General features: G+C 67.4%; 17 protein-coding genes and 1 pseudogene. 11 read left to right on the forward strand and 7 right to left on the reverse strand.

Annotated elements, in window-relative coordinates:
- Window positions 1–15 precede the first annotated feature (15 nt).
- A complete protein-coding gene (locus NA8_RS24440; protein ID WP_063052687.1) occupies window positions 16–2,037 on the reverse strand; it encodes a CocE/NonD family hydrolase in 2,022 nt (673 codons plus the stop codon).
- Between the two features lie 196 nt (window positions 2,038–2,233).
- Here NA8_RS24440 and NA8_RS24445 point away from each other — a divergent pair, with 196 nt between their 5' ends.
- The 5 genes from NA8_RS24445 (at window position 2,234) to NA8_RS24465 (ending at window position 6,285) form a co-directional block, all read left to right on the forward strand.
- Complete coding sequence (locus NA8_RS24445; RefSeq protein ID WP_063052688.1) at window positions 2,234–3,133, forward strand: dienelactone hydrolase family protein; 900 nt, start codon at window positions 2,234–2,236, stop codon at window positions 3,131–3,133.
- Window positions 3,133–4,326: a PQQ-dependent sugar dehydrogenase gene (locus NA8_RS24450; RefSeq protein WP_084467059.1), complete on the forward strand. Its 1,194-nt coding sequence runs from the start codon at window positions 3,133–3,135 to the stop codon at window positions 4,324–4,326. The genes NA8_RS24445 and NA8_RS24450 overlap by 1 nt, the downstream gene beginning before the upstream one ends.
- Window positions 4,327–4,410: 84 nt before the next feature.
- A complete protein-coding gene (locus tag NA8_RS24455; protein WP_063052689.1) occupies window positions 4,411–4,857 on the forward strand; it encodes a MarR family winged helix-turn-helix transcriptional regulator in 447 nt (148 codons plus the stop codon).
- Between the two features lie 2 nt (window positions 4,858–4,859).
- Window positions 4,860–5,282, forward strand: a complete 423-nt coding sequence (locus NA8_RS24460) for an organic hydroperoxide resistance protein (RefSeq protein WP_063052690.1) — start codon at window positions 4,860–4,862, stop codon at window positions 5,280–5,282.
- A gap of 16 nt (window positions 5,283–5,298) precedes the next feature.
- A complete protein-coding gene (locus NA8_RS24465) occupies window positions 5,299–6,285 on the forward strand; it encodes a zinc-binding dehydrogenase (RefSeq protein ID WP_063052691.1) in 987 nt (328 codons plus the stop codon).
- Here NA8_RS24465 and NA8_RS24470 read toward each other — a convergent pair.
- From NA8_RS24470 to NA8_RS24485, 4 genes are all read right to left on the reverse strand, one after another.
- On the reverse strand, window positions 6,273–7,832 hold the full coding sequence (locus tag NA8_RS24470; RefSeq protein ID WP_063052728.1) for a phytoene desaturase family protein: 1,560 nt from the start codon (window positions 7,830–7,832) through the stop codon (window positions 6,273–6,275). The two genes, NA8_RS24465 and NA8_RS24470, sit on opposite strands and share 13 nt — an antisense overlap.
- 221 nt (window positions 7,833–8,053) lie before the next feature.
- Complete coding sequence (locus NA8_RS24475; protein ID WP_063052692.1) at window positions 8,054–8,575, reverse strand: DUF5994 family protein; 522 nt, start codon at window positions 8,573–8,575, stop codon at window positions 8,054–8,056.
- A gap of 40 nt (window positions 8,576–8,615) precedes the next feature.
- Window positions 8,616–9,041: a hypothetical protein gene (locus NA8_RS35305; RefSeq protein WP_245663980.1), complete on the reverse strand. Its 426-nt coding sequence runs from the start codon at window positions 9,039–9,041 to the stop codon at window positions 8,616–8,618.
- Between the two features lie 89 nt (window positions 9,042–9,130).
- Complete coding sequence (locus NA8_RS24485) at window positions 9,131–9,712, reverse strand: TetR/AcrR family transcriptional regulator (RefSeq protein WP_063052693.1); 582 nt, start codon at window positions 9,710–9,712, stop codon at window positions 9,131–9,133.
- A gap of 120 nt (window positions 9,713–9,832) precedes the next feature.
- Here NA8_RS24485 and NA8_RS24490 point away from each other — a divergent pair, with 120 nt between their 5' ends.
- The 3 genes from NA8_RS24490 (at window position 9,833) to NA8_RS24500 (ending at window position 12,779) form a co-directional block, all read left to right on the forward strand.
- Complete coding sequence (locus NA8_RS24490; RefSeq protein ID WP_063052694.1) at window positions 9,833–10,504, forward strand: alpha/beta fold hydrolase; 672 nt, start codon at window positions 9,833–9,835, stop codon at window positions 10,502–10,504.
- Window positions 10,505–10,608: 104 nt separating this feature from the next.
- Window positions 10,609–11,877 carry a TIR domain-containing protein gene (locus tag NA8_RS24495; RefSeq protein WP_063052695.1) on the forward strand — a complete coding sequence of 423 codons (1,269 nt, stop codon included), beginning with the start codon at window positions 10,609–10,611 and terminating at the stop codon, window positions 11,875–11,877.
- Entirely contained in the window at window positions 11,853–12,779 is a 927-nt protein-coding gene (locus NA8_RS24500; RefSeq protein WP_169810553.1) for a PfkB family carbohydrate kinase, read from the forward strand. Before NA8_RS24495 ends, NA8_RS24500 begins: the two co-directional genes overlap by 25 nt.
- A 100-nt stretch (window positions 12,780–12,879) precedes the next feature.
- Here the strand turns inward: NA8_RS24500 and NA8_RS24505 are convergent, their stop codons facing one another.
- Together NA8_RS24505 and NA8_RS35310 are read right to left on the reverse strand one after the other, a co-directional pair.
- Window positions 12,880–13,884, reverse strand: a complete 1,005-nt coding sequence (locus NA8_RS24505) for a transcriptional regulator (RefSeq protein WP_245663984.1) — start codon at window positions 13,882–13,884, stop codon at window positions 12,880–12,882.
- A pseudogene (locus NA8_RS35310) lies at window positions 13,885–13,953 on the reverse strand (hypothetical protein); the annotation flags it as partial.
- Between NA8_RS35310 and NA8_RS35315 the strand changes: the two are divergent.
- From NA8_RS35315 to NA8_RS24515, 3 genes are all read left to right on the forward strand, one after another.
- A complete protein-coding gene (locus tag NA8_RS35315) occupies window positions 13,942–14,097 on the forward strand; it encodes a hypothetical protein (RefSeq protein WP_245663985.1) in 156 nt (51 codons plus the stop codon). The pseudogene NA8_RS35310 and the gene NA8_RS35315 sit on opposite strands and share 12 nt — an antisense overlap.
- Before the next feature lie 227 nt (window positions 14,098–14,324).
- Window positions 14,325–14,813 (forward strand): DNA-directed RNA polymerase subunit beta, encoded by a 489-nt coding sequence (locus tag NA8_RS24510; RefSeq protein WP_157106894.1) that lies wholly within the window; start codon window positions 14,325–14,327, stop codon window positions 14,811–14,813.
- A 105-nt stretch (window positions 14,814–14,918) separates the two neighbouring features.
- Complete coding sequence (locus tag NA8_RS24515; RefSeq protein ID WP_063052699.1) at window positions 14,919–15,233, forward strand: hypothetical protein; 315 nt, start codon at window positions 14,919–14,921, stop codon at window positions 15,231–15,233.
- The last annotated feature ends 180 nt before the right edge of the window (window positions 15,234–15,413 follow it).

Raw genomic sequence — 15,413 nt, forward strand, 5'->3', positions numbered from 1 at the left:
GACCCCGCGCGGCGCTCAGCCCAGCGGACGGTTGGTCGGCACGATGACGAAGCTCGGCGCCGACGGATCCAACTCGAGGTGCTGGGGCTTCAGTTCGGTGTTGTTGAGCATGGGGCGGAAGGCCAGAGCCTTCGGCGAGTTGCCCGCGAAGACGTCGATGCGCAGCCGGTGGCCGGGTTGCAGCACCGCTTGGGTGGGGATGACCGCGATGTCCAGCGCCACAGGCACACCGGGAACGACCGGCTGCACACTGTCCAGGGTGAGCGGATTGAACGGTTCGGTCAGATCGCCGGCCGATGTGCGGCTGCTCTTGCGCTCGTCGACGGCGCGCAGGGAGGCGGTCAGCTGCCCGGTGGTCAGCACCTTCGAGGATCCGTCGGGGGCCACATCGTTCATCGTGACGCTCCAGTAGCCGTCGGTGGCGTCGTGCACGGTGTTGAGGTGCACATTCACCGGACCCGAGATGACCGTGCGCTCGGTCATCGGCGCGCTGGTGAAGGTCAGCGCGTTACGCTCGGCGATGCGCGAGTCCTTCGCGCACACGTCCACCACCGCGGCCATGCCCGCCGAGCCCTGCGCGGTATCGCGGGAACACGCCGCGGCGAGGCCGGGCGCCACCGTCAACGTCCGTCGCTCGTCGGGGACGGTCATCGTCAGCGATCCGTCGTATACCGCTTTTCCGGTGGTGCCGCTCGGCGTCGCCGAGAGATACACGCGGCGATGGTTGAGGTCCTTCTGCGGGAATTGCCCGAGGGTGATCCAGCCGCCTCCCTGTTCCCACACGGTGACCGGCCCGAAGTCGCCCAAGCCGTGGTCGACGTCCTTCAGCCACTTGTCGAACCACACCCGCTGCAACACGTCCAGCCGCGGCGGAGCGCCGGGAATGCCGGTTCCCGCGCCGGGATTCGCGTGATAGGTGTCGCCGACGATCAATTGCTTCCTGCCCGCGGGCAGCGGGATGGCGTTGTACAGCTTGGTCGCGCTGTTGGCGAAGATGTCGTGCCAGCCGCCGTAGACGAAGGTGGGCACCGTGATGCGCTCCGGGTGACCTTCGATGCCGCGCCGGAAGTAGCTGTCCTCGTCCAGCGCGTCGGCCAGCGCGGGCGGCACATGGTCGAGCGAAGGCGTGAGCAGCGCTTGGGCCAGCAGATCGACGTTGCTGGCCGGATCGGACATCCGTTCGTGCAGCCACCCCCAGTCGAAGGTGCCGTTCAACATCGATTGCACGTCGGGAATCAGCTTCAGCTGGTTGACCGTGTTGAGCCACATCGGCAGGAACGTCGTCCCCACCCCGCCGCCCGGGGCGACGACGTCGCGCATCAGGTCGCTGCCGGGTTCCACGGGGAAGATCGCCCGCAGCGGCGCCGGTGCGTCCTCGGCGGCGCGCAGCTGGTTGATCCCCGAATACGAGCCGCCGCTCATTCCGATCCGGCCGTTCGACCACGGCTGCGCGGCCGCCCAGTCGATCACCTCGCGGCTGTCGAGTTGTTCCCGCTCGCCGAGGGTGTCCCATGCCCCCTGGGAGAAACCGGTCCCGCGCACGTCGACGATGACCTGGGTGTATCCGGCGCGGATCAGGTTGCGATCGAGTCCGAGGACCGTCTGCACGGTGCCGCCGTCGACCGCGTGCAGCAGATCGCCGAAACCACTGACCGGCGTACGGGCCAGATTCACGCGGTTGACCAGCCGGACGGTCAGCGGCTGCAAGCCTGGCACCGCGAGCGCCGTGTCGATCAGGTTGGTCATCAGCTTGGTGTACGGCGTCAGATTCACGATGGTCGGCAGCGGCTGCTGCTCCACCTCGCCGCCCTGCTTCACCGGTCGGTACACGTTGGCCTTCAGCACGACGCCGTCGCTCATCCGGATCGGGACGTCCCAGTCGATGTGCACGTCGGCATACGGCTGTGGCCCGTCGTGCAACGCGGTCCATCCCATGGTGTGGGACTCGGCGGACGGCTCCGCGACCGCGGGCCCCGCCACGAATCCCACGGCCGCCAGCACCGCGACCGTCGCCAACATCCGGATCGCCCTGCTCATCGTTCGTCCCATGTCACGCCCCGCTGCCATCTCGCTCCCTCGACCGGTGTGCGGACCGACCATCGATCGCCCGATTGAGCGACAACGTAGCAATCGACTGGCGAATGCCGTGGGATGCGCGGTAGGGCCGGTTTGTCGTGGGCGAACCGACGGTGAACGCCACGCACCCGTGAACGATCCGGCTTATCGTGGGCGCATGACGCCGTTGCAGCGCTACATCGCCGAGGAGATCGCCGCCGATCACGCCGACGGCCTGCTCCCCCGGCGGGAGGCACTGCGCAGGCTCGGGCTGCTCGGGCTCGGCGTCACCGCCGCAACCGCCCTGCTGGCCGCCTGCGCGAGCAACGACACCGCGATCACCGATTCCAGGCCCAGCCCCACGGCGCCGTCGACGCCACCCGGTGCCGCCGCCGCCCTCCCGACCGCCGCTGTCACCTTCGCCGGACCCGGCGCGACGCCACTGCAAGCCGCGTGGGCGGCGGCGCCGCAGCCGCGGGGTGGGGTGTTGGTCGTCCACGAGAACAAGGGCCTCACCGATCACATCCGTTCGGTGGCAGGACGTTTCGCGGGCGCCGGATACTCCGCGCTCGCGGTCGACCTGCTGTCCGCGCGAGGCGGCACCGCCGCGTTCACCGATCCCGCCGCCGCGACCGCCGAACTGAGCCGTATCCCGCAGGAACAGCTCGTCGCCGACTTGCGCGCCGGGCTCGACGAACTCCAGCGCCGGGTCGAGGGAAAGAAGCTCGGCGCCACCGGTTTCTGCTTCGGCGGCGGCCTGACCTGGCTACTGCTGGCCTCCGGCCCGTCCCCGCTCGCGGCGGCGACGCCCTTCTACGGCCCGTTTCCGGACAACGGCGACCTCTCCGCGTCGAAAGCCGCGGTGCTCGGTGTCTACGCGGCGGCCGACGCCCGCGTGAACGCCTCGCGGCCCGCCGCGGAGGCCGCACTGGCCCGCTCGGGCGCCCCGCACCAGATCTTCACCGCACCCGACGCCGACCACGCCTTCTTCAACGACACCGGTCAGCGGTACAACGCCGCGGCGGCCACCGAAGCTTGGCGTCGCGTCTTGGATTGGTACGGCACGTATCTCGGCTGATGGCACTCGAATCGGGCCGATTCCTCGACATCCCGGTGCCTTCGGGCGGCGCGGGTGCCGACCGAGCGTGCGCCCCTGGTAACGAGGTCCCGGTCCACGCACCGCGCTTGCTTGCGGTGATCGCCTTGCTCTTTTCCGTAGCGGCGGTAGGCGCCTGCGGCGGCGAGAGCCCGACCGCGCCGAGCGGTGCGCCTACGACAGGCACCATCGCACCGAGCAACCCGGCGGGAAGACCCGACCTCGATGCCGCCGAGGAAGTCGCGAGGGGCATCGAGGTGCCGTGGGGCCTGGCCTTCCTGCCCGACGGCGCCGCGCTGGTCGCGGAGCGTAACTCCGGATGGATCGTGCGAGTCGCCGCGGGCCGTGCGCCGGAGCAGGTCTACCGGCTGCCAGACGTCGCCGCACGTGGCGAAGGCGGTCTGCTCGGACTCGCCGTCGCGCCGGACTACACCGAAAGCCGTTACCTCTACGCCTATTTCACCTCCGAGACGGACAATCGGATCGTCCGGTTCCGGCTCGACGCCCGGCCGGAGGTGCTGGTCACCGGCATCGCCAAGGCCGGTAACCACAACGGCGGACGCATCGCGTTCGGGCCGGACGGCATGCTGTACGCCGGGACCGGCGACGCCGGGGAATCGGGACGTTCGCAGGATCCGGCGAGCCTGAACGGAAAGATCCTGCGTGTGACTCCCGAAGGCCGTCCGGCGCCGGGTAATCCGTATATCGGCTCGCCCGTCTACAGTCTCGGCCACCGCAACGTGCAGGGACTGGCGTGGGATCGGGCCGGACGCCTGTTCGCGGCGGAGTTCGGGCAGAACCGGTTCGACGAGGTCAATCGAATCGAGCCCGGCCGCAACTACGGCTGGCCCGACGTCGAGGGCGGGGGCGGCGCCGACCGCGGCTTCACCGATCCGCTGCTGACCTGGACCACCGCGGAAGCCTCGCCTTCGGGCATCGCCATCGCCGGCGACACCCTCTACGTCGCTGCGCTACGCGGGCAGCGGCTGTGGACCGTGCCGCTCGAGGACGGACGCGTGGGCGAACCCCGAACCGAACTGCGCGACCGGTACGGCCGGTTGCGCACCGTGGAAGTCGCCTCGGACGGAGCGCTGTGGCTCACCACTTCCAACACCGACGGCCGGGGTGACCCCGCGAGCGGCGACGATCGCGTCCTTCGCTTCCCGGCACGCTGAACGGCTTCCCTCCGCGGGCACTGTGACGCGCGCTACTCACCATTTAGGTTGTACACAACCAAATTGGCCACTACATTATTGCTCATGACCGATCACCTCACCCTCGACGAGCAACTCTGCTTCCCGCTCTACGCGGCGTCCCGGGCGATGACGGCGGTCTACCGCCCGAAGCTGGAACGGCTCGGGCTCACCTACCCGCAGTACCTGGTGATGCTGGCGCTGTGGGAACGCGACGAACGCAGCGTCGGAGACGTCTGCCAGGCGCTCGACCTCGATTCCGGCACGCTCTCTCCGCTGCTCAAGCGACTGGAGGCGGCCGGCTTGGTCGAGCGTCGGCGGTCGGCGGCCGACGAACGCCGCGTCGACATCCGGCTCACCGAGCGCGGGCGCGCGCTGCGCGCCGAGGCGGGTGACATCCCCGCCCAGATGGCCGAGGCCAGTGGCTTGTCCATGGACGAAGTCATCGCGTTGCGCGGCATTTTGCACCGACTGACCGAGGCGCTGAAGTCTCAGTTGAACGAAGGAGAGTAGACATGCGGATCCTCTACACCGCGGAGGCCCTGGCCAGCGGCGACGGTCGCGACGGCCATGCGCGCACCACCGACGGCAAGCTCGACGTGAATCTGTCGATTCCCAAAGAAATGGGCGGCAACGGCGAGGGCACCAACCCCGAACAGCTGTTCGCGGCGGGCTACGCGGCGTGTTTCCATTCGGCGTTGCGCCTGGTCGGCAAGCAGACCTCGACCAATGTCGAGGACTCCGCAGTCGGCGCGAAGGTCGGTATCGGCCCGAACGACGCCGGTGGCTTCGGCCTGGCCGTTACGCTGGAGGTCTCGCTTCCCCATTTGTCCCGCGAGGACGCGCAGACGCTCGCCGACAAAGCCCATCAGGTGTGCCCGTATTCCAACGCGACCCGCGGCAATATCGACGTCCAGGTCCTCGTTGCCGACGACTGATCGAGAAGGAGCGGTTATGCGTGCCGTAGTCATCGAACGATTCGGCGAACCGAAGGACGTGCTGGCCACCGCGGAACGCCCGGTTCCCGAGCCAGGGCCGGGCGAGGTGCGGCTCGCGCTGATCCTGTCGCCGATCCACAATCACGATCTGGCCATCGTGCGCGGCGTGTACGGCTACCGGCCGGAGTTGCCCGCCATCCCGGGCAGCGAGGCGGTCGCGCGGGTCGACGCGGTGGGTCCGGAGGTCGACGGCCTGTCGGTCGGCCGGCGGGTGACGGTGTCCGGTGCGCAGAACGTGTGGGCCGAGTATTTCGTGGTCCCGGCCCGGCAGGTGATTCCGCTTCCCGACGCGGTCTCCGACGAGACCGCGGCCCAGCTGCTGGCCATGCCGTTGAGCGCGCTGATGCTGATCGAGGACCTCGAACTGTCGTCCGGCGACTGGCTGACGATCAATGCCGCCAACGGCGCGGTCGGCAGGCTCGTGAACGTCTTCGCCCGGCAACGCGGTTTGAACGTGCTGAATCTCGTGCGCGGCCCGGCCTCGGTCGCGGCGCTGCGCGAACTCGGCTACGAGCCGGTGCTCGACACCGAGAGCGAGGGCTGGCGCGACCAGGTGGAGGCGGCCACCTCGGGTGCGCCGATCCTCCGGGCCGTCGATCAGGTCGGCGGTCGCGCCGCGGCCGCCGAATTGGCATTGCTCGCGCCGGGCGGGCAGCTGATCTCGTTCGGTGCGCTCTCGGGGCAGCCGTTGTCGCTCGACCCGGGCGCGCTGATCTTCAAACAGGTGCTGATCAAGGGCTTCTGGGGCGCCAAGCGGATCGAGGAGATCGGCGCCGAGCATCGAGGGCGGCTCATGCGCGAGCTGATCGACCTCGCGGCCGACGGCATCCTGCGGCTGGATATCGAAGCCGCCTATCCGCTGGAGGAAGCGGCGGATGCGGCGGTCACCACCGAGACGCCGGGCCGCGCCGCCAAGATCGCGCTGCGGGGTCAGCCTGCCTGATCGGAGTCCAGCACGGCCATCGCTGCGTTGTGCCCAGGGATGCCGCTGACCCCGCCACCCCGGATGGCGCCCGCACCGCACAGCAACACGTTGCGGTGGCCGGTCGCCACGCCCCACCGGGCTGCGGGGTCGGCGGGATCGGCGTCCTCCGGCAGGTAAGGGAAGGCCAGATCCCGGTGGAAGATGTGTCCGCCGGGGAGGCCGACCTCGCGCTCCAGTTCGATCGGAGTTTTCGTCTCGAGGCAGGGTGCGCCGTTCTCGTCCGTCGCCAAACAGTCCGCGATCGGCTCGGCGAGCACCGAATCCAGTTGCGCGAGAGTCGCTCGCACGATCTCGTCTTTGGCTGCGGCGTGGTCGGCGGCGAAGAGTTTTCCGCGAGCGTGCAGTCCGAACAGCGTGAGGGTGTGCGCCCCCTGCGCGGCCAGTTCCGGTCCCAAAATCGTCGGATCCGTCAATGTGTGGCAATAGATTTCAGCGGGTGGCGCGGACGGGATCCGGCCGATCGCGGCCTCACCGTAGGCTCGGTCGAGCTGGGCGTACGACTCCCCGATGTGGAAAGTCCCCGCGAACGCCTCCCGGGGATCGGCTTCGGCGTCGCGCAACCGCGGGAGACGCCGCAGCAACATGTTCATCTTCAGCTGCGCGCCTTCGGGTTTCGGCGGCAGGGGCTCGCCGAGCAGTCCGGCGAGAGTGTAAGGCGCGACGTTCGCCAGGACGCGCCGTGCGCCGATCGTTCCGTCCGGATAGCCGACTTCCGCCGTGCCACTGTCTGTTTCGATGGTCGTCACCTCGCAGCCGGTGACGATCTCCGCTCCTGCCTCGCGAGCGGCCGTAGTCAGTGCGTCGGTGAGCGCGCCCATGCCGCCCACCGGCACGTCCCAGGCGCCGGTCCCGCCGCCGATCACGTGGTAGAGGAAGCAGCGATTCTGCCGCAGCGACGGATCGTGCGCATGGGTGAAAGTACCGATCAGTGCGTCGGTGAGCACCACGCCGCGCACGGTATCGTCGGCGAAAGTGGACTCGATCGTCTCGCCCAGCGGCCGCTCGAACAGCGCTTCCCAGATGGCCGCGTCGTCCACGATGTGGCGTAGCGCCTCTTTGGACGGAAGCGGCCGGGTCAGCGTCGGAAAGACCCGCCGGGCCAGCTGCGCTGTGGCCGCGTAGAACTGCTGCCAGGCGCGGAACTCCCGCTCCGAGCCGGTCAGCCGCGCGAAACTCGCCTGCGTCCGCGGGTGCGCCGCCGAGACCAGCAATCCCCCGTCCCCGACCGGTGTGTAGGACGAGACCGCCCGCCGCCGGGTCTCGAACCGCAAGCCCAGCTCCGTGACGATCGACCGCGGCAACAGGCTCACCAGATACGAGTATCGCGACAGTCGGGCATCGACGCCGGCGAACACCCGCTCGGACACCGCCGCGCCGCCGGTGTACGGCTGCCGTTCGAGCACCACCACCGACCGCCCGGCCCGCGCCAGGTAGGCAGCGGCCACCAAACCGTTGTGGCCGCCGCCGACGATCACGACATCGTAGAAGGAACGCGTCGGCGTCATCCGTTCTCGATAGCACGAATCGTCTCCGGACGACAGCATCCCGGCCGCAACGGTCGAGAACGATCGGTGAAATCGGCCTGCGCTCGCGCACGAAACCGAAATGGTCGATCGGACAGCCACCGCGCGAGCCTGCCCACTGACATCCGCCAGGCCTTGACTACGGGCAGCGTCATTCATGACCGAGTCGACTCGGGCAAAAGGGCCGCGAGCATCCGGGTTGATCAGCCGGGCGCGGCTCCCCCTTCGGAGTCCCAGTTGGTCTCCGCGGCTTCCCGCTCGGTGCGATCGATCTGCGCTCGTGCGGTGACCGTTCGCAGTTCGTCGACGGTCGAAGGAATCGTGGCGTGTGCGGCGGTGTCGATGGTCGCGTACGCGGCATCCCGGGTGGTCTTCGGTGGGACGACGAGCAAGGCGATCCGGGCCCCGCTGACACCGAGGACATCCAAGGAGTGCGCCGGCTTGAACCGATACCCGTCGAGCCGGACTCGCCGCCCGGCGTCATCGATTCCTCGTGGCGCGTGCGGCCATTCGCCGAGATGATAGGTCACTCGATGGATTGGGCCGAGCCGCGGGCGCAGCGTTGCGAGCAGATCCGGCAGCTCCGCGACGAGGTCGTCGCCGCGTGGCCACCATGCGCCGTCGACATGGCCCGGCACGGGGGCGTCGGACCGTAGTCCCAACCGCGCAGCCAATGCCGCAGGGGGATCGCGCCCGGCACCGGGCAGGGTCGTTCGAGTGGTCATGATGAATGCTTCTTTCCGAGCATAGGCCGCTACGGGGTCATCAGCGGGCGGCCGGGCTGCGTCCGAACAACTTGCCCAGGCCGCGTGGGCGGTGTGTGGGCTGGTTACCGGTTCCGTGGCCGGCAAGGGTGCCTGGCGCATCGGTGGTGCCGGTGGGGCTGGAATAGATGGGAGTGTCTCGGCGGGAGGCGTCGAGATCACGCCGCGCGGCGAGTTCACGACGCGCGGCACGTCCGCGACGGGCGGTGCGCCGGGCGCCGGCAAGCAACATGCCCAGCCCGGCGATTCCGATGCCACCGACGACTATGCCGTAGAGGAACAGCACCCCGGTGGAACCCGTGACGTGATAGCCGAATATCGCGAAATTGTCGGTCAACGCGTGATTGCTGCCGCCGTTGGCGAAGACTCCGGCGACGCCGACGAGCACGGCGGCGACGAGGATGACGAGCCCGATGATAACGATCATGACGATCCCTCGGATCTGTAGGTGCTCTCAGTACACGCCGCTCCGGGCGACATGTCAACGTCGTAGACCTACAGCAGTAGAAGGGTGACTCACCCGGCCGCGGCGAGCAGCGCCGCCGCGGCGGCGCGAGCCTGCTCGCCGACACCCACCGCACCGTGTATCGCCGCCACGACGGTCGCGCCCTCCACCAGCATCAGCAACTGACGGCCCAGCACAGCTGGATCCCGCGCTCCGGCGCGGGCGGCGATGCCGGTGAAGAGGTCGAGATAGCGGTGCAGGTGCGCTGCGGTGATGGCCCGCACCGCATCGTCGTAGTGCTGGGCCGCCGCGTTCACCATCGCGCAACCACGGAAGCCCGGTTCCGCGTACCACTCGCCCATCGCGTCGAAGATCGCGGCCACCTGTTCGGCAGGGTCGCCACCGGCCGATTCGATCGCCCTCGCCAGCCATGCCCCCACCTCTTCACCGCGCGCCTCGAGCATCGCGCGCACGAGCCCGTCTTTGGTGCCGAAGTGCCGGTACAGCGTCTCCTTGGACACTCCGAGCCGTGCACACAGTTCGGCCACACCGACCCCGTCGAGCCCCCGCTCGTACAGCAGCGGTTGCGCCGCTTCGAGAATGGCGGCGCGAGTGCGCGCCGGGTCGATCGTCGAACCTTTGGCCACGGGCATACCTAGATGGTAACGACTGGTTCGATCATCTGCTAGCGTGCCAGATCGTAATGATCGGTTCGATCCAAGAGATCGCCGCCAGCCGCTCCACTCGCGACCCGAACAAGAAGGACAACTACCGTGACGACTTTCGTTCTGATTCCCGGCATGTGCCACGGCGGCTGGTGCTTCGAGCAGCTCACCGAGCAGTTGCGGGCACACCGTCATCGCGTGTATCCGTTGACTCCGACCGGAGTCGGTGAGCGCGTCCATCTCCGCCACGGAGTGAATCTGGACACCCATATCCAGGACGTCACCGCGGTGCTGGCCGCCGAGAACATCACCGACGCGGTCCTGGTCGGCCACAGTTACGGCGGCATGGTGATCACCGGAGCAGCCGACCGCGCCGCGGCTCGGGTCGAGTCGCTGGTGTACCTCGATGCCGTGGTGCCCGGGCCTGGGGACTCCTGCTTCACACTGGTTTCGGATGCAGAGCGGCGGTGGTACCTGGACGTGGTCGATACCGGTGACGCCGTGCGCCCGCTGCCCTTCTTCGATCCACGAGCCACACCGCACCCGCTCGCGTCGGTCCTCCAACCGCTGAGGCTCACCGGCGATCTCACCCACATCCGGCGCAAGCACTACGTCTACGCCACCGGATGGGAAACTCCCTCGCCGTTCACCGCCACCTACCAGCGACTGCGGAACGAAGTCGGATGGACGACCCACGCGCTCGACGGCGGCCACAACCTGATGCGGGACGCCCCCGAGGACTTGCTGCGGATACTGCTCGAGGTCGCCGAACACGGCTGACACCCAAAACCATGGGCCGACCGCGACATCACGCCATGAACCTACTCACGAACGGCCCGAGTCGATAGGATACGAGCACCGACAAACTCGCGGGGAGGAGAGTTGTGGCCGTCTTCATCAGCTATCACAGCAGTAAGCGGCCCGTCGTCGAGCACATTGCCACGTACTTTGCGCGCCATGATATTTCGACATGGTGGGCGCCACGCGACGTACCACCGGGCTCGGACTGGGACGAGGCGATCTCGCACGCGATCAGGCAGTCCACGGCGCTTGTCCTGCTGTTCTGCGCCTCGGCGGATTCGAGCGTTCACGTCAAGCGGGAAGTCCATCTCGCGGATAGAGCGAAGATCCCTATCTACTGGGTTCGACTGGAGCAGATCCAACCGGAGCGGCTCGGCTACTACCTGTCCCCCACACAATGGGTGGATTGGCTGGACCAGCGTGACAGCACGTTGGACTCCCTCGTCAGGGATCTGAAGCGACCGGGCTCGAGTGGCCGCGCGCCGGATAATGCACCGGTGCCGCGCTCCACAGAACCTGTCCCCGTCACCGATTGGCCCGCAGGCGTCGCCGTCTTCGAAAACGACCGCGTTGCGGCGGAGGCGGCCGCACACACCTACTTCAGAATCGCGCGCGACGCCTCCGACCGAAGTATCGTTCTTCCCACCGGACGTGCGGCGACGCAGATTTTCCGCGCCATGCTGCGGATCGCGCATCGCTACGCTCCGGCACCGTTCGGCGACGCGCATCTTCTTTCGGACACCGAAACTTTCGGCGTGGACCACAGTCACCACACATCCCGCACCCGGCACGTCGTAGAGACGCTGATCGAGCCGCTGACCGAACGCGGACTTGGCCCTGCCACCGATCAGTTGCATCTGCTGTCCGGCCAGATCTCCGAAAGCGAGGATCCGCTACTGCGAACCCAGCGCACGCTACGACTGTATCCCCCTGCCGTCCACGGGATCTCGATCTCTCCAGCCGGTGAGGTGCTGGGGTACGAGGTCGGTATGTACACCGACCCCGACGAAATCGTCAGCGACGGATGCCGCGTCGTGGAACTCAGCGAGCACGGCCGCCGATATATCGATCCGAACCAGCCCTCACGTTCGGTACTGACCATCGGCTTGGCCTCTGCACTGGAATGCTCCGGCTTGATGGTGCTGGCCTTCGACAAGACCAAGACGAGAATCATCCATCAGATGACTCACTTCCCCGAAACGGCCGGTGTTCCGGCCAGTCTCTTGCGACGCAACCCCCGGGCGGTCATAGTCACCACCCGCCATATCGCCGAAGCGGCGGAACTCGAGAACACCCACTTTCCGGAGTCAGCGGAGGCAGGCAGCGAATGGATGATCAGCAGGTTCGGCTGAGAGAAACGCCGCAGGTGGCGGTCGTAGGCATGGCGACGATCGACTATCTCTACGTTCTGGACACCCATCCCGCCGAGGACAGTGAGAACCCGGTGCGCAGGCACGGGGTCGTAGTGGGCGGACCGGCCGGACGTGGCTCCATCACGGCGGCGCGACTGGGCGGAGGTGGCGTCAGCCTCTACGCGATGTGCGGAACCGGCATTCACGCGGAAGTACTGCGACGTGAGCTGACAAGCGAACCCCTCGAGATCAATCTCTTCGAACGGGCCGAACCCAGCCAACATTCGGCAGTGATAATCGCCGCCGACCGAGGTACCCGAACCACCATCTGGACGCCCCAGCCGCGAGTCGACTCGGCGCTGCTCGACGCCTTGGACGGGGCGTTGACCGGCGCGGATGCCGCGCTACTGGACTGTACCGACCCCGAGTTGAGCACGGCCGCCATCCAGTCGTGCCGCGCCGCGGGCGTCCCGATCGTGATCGATACAGGCGGCTACAAGCAGTCGAGCGAGGGATTCCTGCACGGCGTCGACTACATAGCCGCTCCGGAAAAGTTCTTCACCGGCCGCCATCCGGGCGAACCGCTCGATGAGAGCATGTCGCGAGTCTTTGCCGACTTCGAACCGAAAGTCCTGATCGCGACCCAAGGGAGTCGTGGCGGGGTCTACCTCGATGAGGCCGGGCAACACCGCTATAGGGCGTTCGAGGTCACAACGGAAGACACCTGCGGTGCGGGCGACACCTTTCACGGCGCGCTCGCATGGGCGGTCGCCGCAGACGCCTCTGTCGGCGCGGCGCTCGACATCGCGTCCTGGGCAGCGGCTCAGAAGTGCGCGACCTTCGGCAACGTTGGCATCCCGGACCGTTCGGCATTGAAGGAATACTTGACCGAACACTACTGACCCGCAGGTTTCTGCACTACATGGGATCAAACGAAGCCATCGACATCACCGTCCCGCTCGCACTCACGATCCACTCACCTCAGACCCATGCAGCCTCAACCTATGCGCGGGTCATACCTGCGGCGCCATCGTTGGATCCGGCGATCTCGTCCATCAGCATCCGCAGCGTGAGTGAGTGCTTCTCCGGCGGTAGCGCATCCATCGCGTTTCGCGCCGCCCTGATCCCTTCGGCTCGATCGCCTGCTCGAACCAGCATCAGACCGCAGTGCATCTCCAGATGCGTTGCGAACCGTGGCAACTCGGCCGGAAGTTCCCTTCGCGCCTGCTCTTGCGAGGCGACCGCCGACTTCTCGTCCCCGAGCCGCGCCGCCAGTAGGGAGAGGAACACATTCATGCGCCACCATGGGACCGCGTAGTCAGAGGTCTGCTCGTAGGACCCGGACTTGTCGAACACTCGGCGGCCCTCTTCCACGAGCGCCCGGCCCGTCTTGTGGTCGCCGCGCAGCACTGCCGCGTGCGCCTTGCCCATAATCGCGTTGAGACGCCCCAGGCTCGGTTTGTCCGACAGCGCCAACGCCTGGTCGGCGAAGAGGTCCGCGACTCGCAGCGCCGCACCTTCGTAGCCCAGAGCGATGGCCGCCCTTCCTCGCACCCAGATGCGGGTCTGTTCATCCTCGGAACGATCCGCAGCCTCGGCCGCCATGCGATACCAGTTGACCGCCTTGGTGCCGTCGGACCCCGGAAATGTCTTCGCATACAGCGTCATGAGCCGGGCCGCCGCTGCCCACATCTGCGGACTGTCCAATTGCTGTTGCAGAATCGCCAAGTCGATCGCCAGGCGCCGCTGGATATCCACCGCACCCAGTGACATGTAGTCGGTGCCGTACGCACTGAGCTTCGCCTGCCACTCCTCGACGCTCGGCCCGGCATGATCCAGCCGCGCCGAGAACCCCGCCGCCAGCAGATCGGATGCCACTACCGGCGCGATGCTGGTCGCGGCTACCTGAGCCAAAAACTTCCGTCTGTGCATGCCATCGTCCTCGAAAACAGCCAGAGGCACGTCCAGTACCGCCGACAGATGGCGTAGCCAAAACCGGCTGGGCACCGTGTCTCCGTTCTCCCAACGTCTAGAGATGTATTCCCGAGAGATATTCGCCCCCGAATGAGCCGCCAACTCGTCCGCCAGCCGCCCCTGCGACCATCCGCGCGCTTTTCGAAGCTCACGGACCAACTCGCCCACACCCATACGGCGATCATCTCCCGGTTCGACAACGCGTGGAAGGTCGACGGCACCCCCGCCTTCATCTGCCACTACTGATGCCACCCCTTGCCCGCATTCGCCATGTAGAAAGCGAGTGATCCAGTGCACAATGCCACTCCCTCGTGCCACTGCCAAGGCACGTCGCCGTGCGTGACGCTTGATTCAGCCCCGACGCCGGGAGTCGCCGGTTCTCAACCCGGCCTTGCCGACTGCCCGATGCGCAGCCGAACGGTTCTGCCTCGGCGTCGGGTGCACACCAATCGTTCGTGCGAGGGGAGACGCTTGTGAATTCACCGAAACAGTTCGGAGACACCCCTTTGGCGGTGTGCCACTTCTACCGCCAGGTGTGTGATTTGCCCGCCGAAGTAGACCCACCACACCTTGGACGCATCACGCTGCGAGCAGGCCGGGTCTGCGGGTTGATGATGCCCGCATTCATCGGTTCGGAAGTCAAGGCATGGACGCAGCGGGCGGGCTACCCGGCCGGGCCGGTACTGACGCATCCTCGGTCGCAGCACTGGACGTTCCTGACCGGACCCGATCTGCCCGAGGACATTCGATTGTTCGCGGAGATGTCGCGGTTGAACGTGTCCATCCTGCGCGCCGGCGTTATCGCCTTGCCTGGCCCGGGTCAGCGTCCCGGCTTGTTCCGGGCATGGGTGCGACCACCCCATGACGACTACCGCCCACCCGGGCGAATCGTCATCGAAGCGGTACGTGGTTGCGCTGCACAGCACGTGCGGCAGCGTCGGCGGGTGATGGTGTATGCCTGAACTCAGCACAGCCTCTGTCCTCCCGCTCGGCACCGAGGGCACCGGCTCTCCCACCCTCGCCTCGAGCGTTGTCCCCACATCGGATCGATCCCCGCATGCCTCCCGATGACCGGTGACCAGGACGCCGAGCGCGCCGCCGCCGAACTCGACGTCCTCACCGAGGTGATCGATACACTGGTGATTATTACTGCGGAGGCCGTACCCGACGGGATGACCGGAGCGGCCCGGGCGCAGGTGATAGCGAAGGTGATCTACGTGCTGATCACCAGCGCCCGCACCGCCGCCGCACCCCACACCGGGCGACTGTACGCAGCCGCAGTACTCGATCCGATCATCGAGAACATCCCCGCCGACGACGAGATCACCCTCCTCGACCTGCTGATACCCGCGATCATCGGCCAGCACATCGGCGGTGCGTAGACAACCCCCACGGCCCCCGCACGTCGCGTTCCTACCGTTGCGCCGCCGGTGAGGTCATCGGCTCCCACATCCACCCACCCGAGCAATCCTCGATAATCGGCGTTCATGTCCTCGACAGCCGACGATGTGACCATCGACTGGTACGACACGTGCGCATACCCACGCCTGCCGAACGAGCGC

It is taken from the genome of Nocardia arthritidis NBRC 100137, assembly GCF_001612765.1.
GTDB lineage: Bacteria > Actinomycetota > Actinomycetes > Mycobacteriales > Mycobacteriaceae > Nocardia > Nocardia arthritidis.

What these genes read in the sequence shown, in the direction of transcription:
- NA8_RS24450 (WP_084467059.1), top strand. Translation starts at nt 3,133, where the DNA reads ATGGCACTCGAATCGGGCCGATTCCTCGACATCCCGGTGCCTTCGGGC.
- NA8_RS24515 (WP_063052699.1), top strand. Translation starts at nt 14,919, where the DNA reads ATGACCGGTGACCAGGACGCCGAGCGCGCCGCCGCCGAACTCGACGTC.
- NA8_RS24475 (WP_063052692.1), bottom strand. Translation starts at nt 8,575, where the DNA reads ATGACCACTCGAACGACCCTGCCCGGTGCCGGGCGCGATCCCCCTGCG.
- NA8_RS24500 (WP_169810553.1), top strand. Translation starts at nt 11,853, where the DNA reads ATGGATGATCAGCAGGTTCGGCTGAGAGAAACGCCGCAGGTGGCGGTC.
- NA8_RS24465 (WP_063052691.1), top strand. Translation starts at nt 5,299, where the DNA reads ATGCGTGCCGTAGTCATCGAACGATTCGGCGAACCGAAGGACGTGCTG.
- NA8_RS24485 (WP_063052693.1), bottom strand. Translation starts at nt 9,712, where the DNA reads ATGCCCGTGGCCAAAGGTTCGACGATCGACCCGGCGCGCACTCGCGCC.
- NA8_RS35305 (WP_245663980.1), bottom strand. Translation starts at nt 9,041, where the DNA reads ATGATCGTTATCATCGGGCTCGTCATCCTCGTCGCCGCCGTGCTCGTC.
- NA8_RS24470 (WP_063052728.1), bottom strand. Translation starts at nt 7,832, where the DNA reads ATGACGCCGACGCGTTCCTTCTACGATGTCGTGATCGTCGGCGGCGGC.
- NA8_RS24440 (WP_063052687.1), bottom strand. Translation starts at nt 2,037, where the DNA reads ATGAGCAGGGCGATCCGGATGTTGGCGACGGTCGCGGTGCTGGCGGCC.
- NA8_RS24460 (WP_063052690.1), top strand. Translation starts at nt 4,860, where the DNA reads ATGCGGATCCTCTACACCGCGGAGGCCCTGGCCAGCGGCGACGGTCGC.
- NA8_RS24445 (WP_063052688.1), top strand. Translation starts at nt 2,234, where the DNA reads ATGACGCCGTTGCAGCGCTACATCGCCGAGGAGATCGCCGCCGATCAC.
- NA8_RS24455 (WP_063052689.1), top strand. Translation starts at nt 4,411, where the DNA reads ATGACCGATCACCTCACCCTCGACGAGCAACTCTGCTTCCCGCTCTAC.
- NA8_RS35315 (WP_245663985.1), top strand. Translation starts at nt 13,942, where the DNA reads ATGAGCCGCCAACTCGTCCGCCAGCCGCCCCTGCGACCATCCGCGCGC.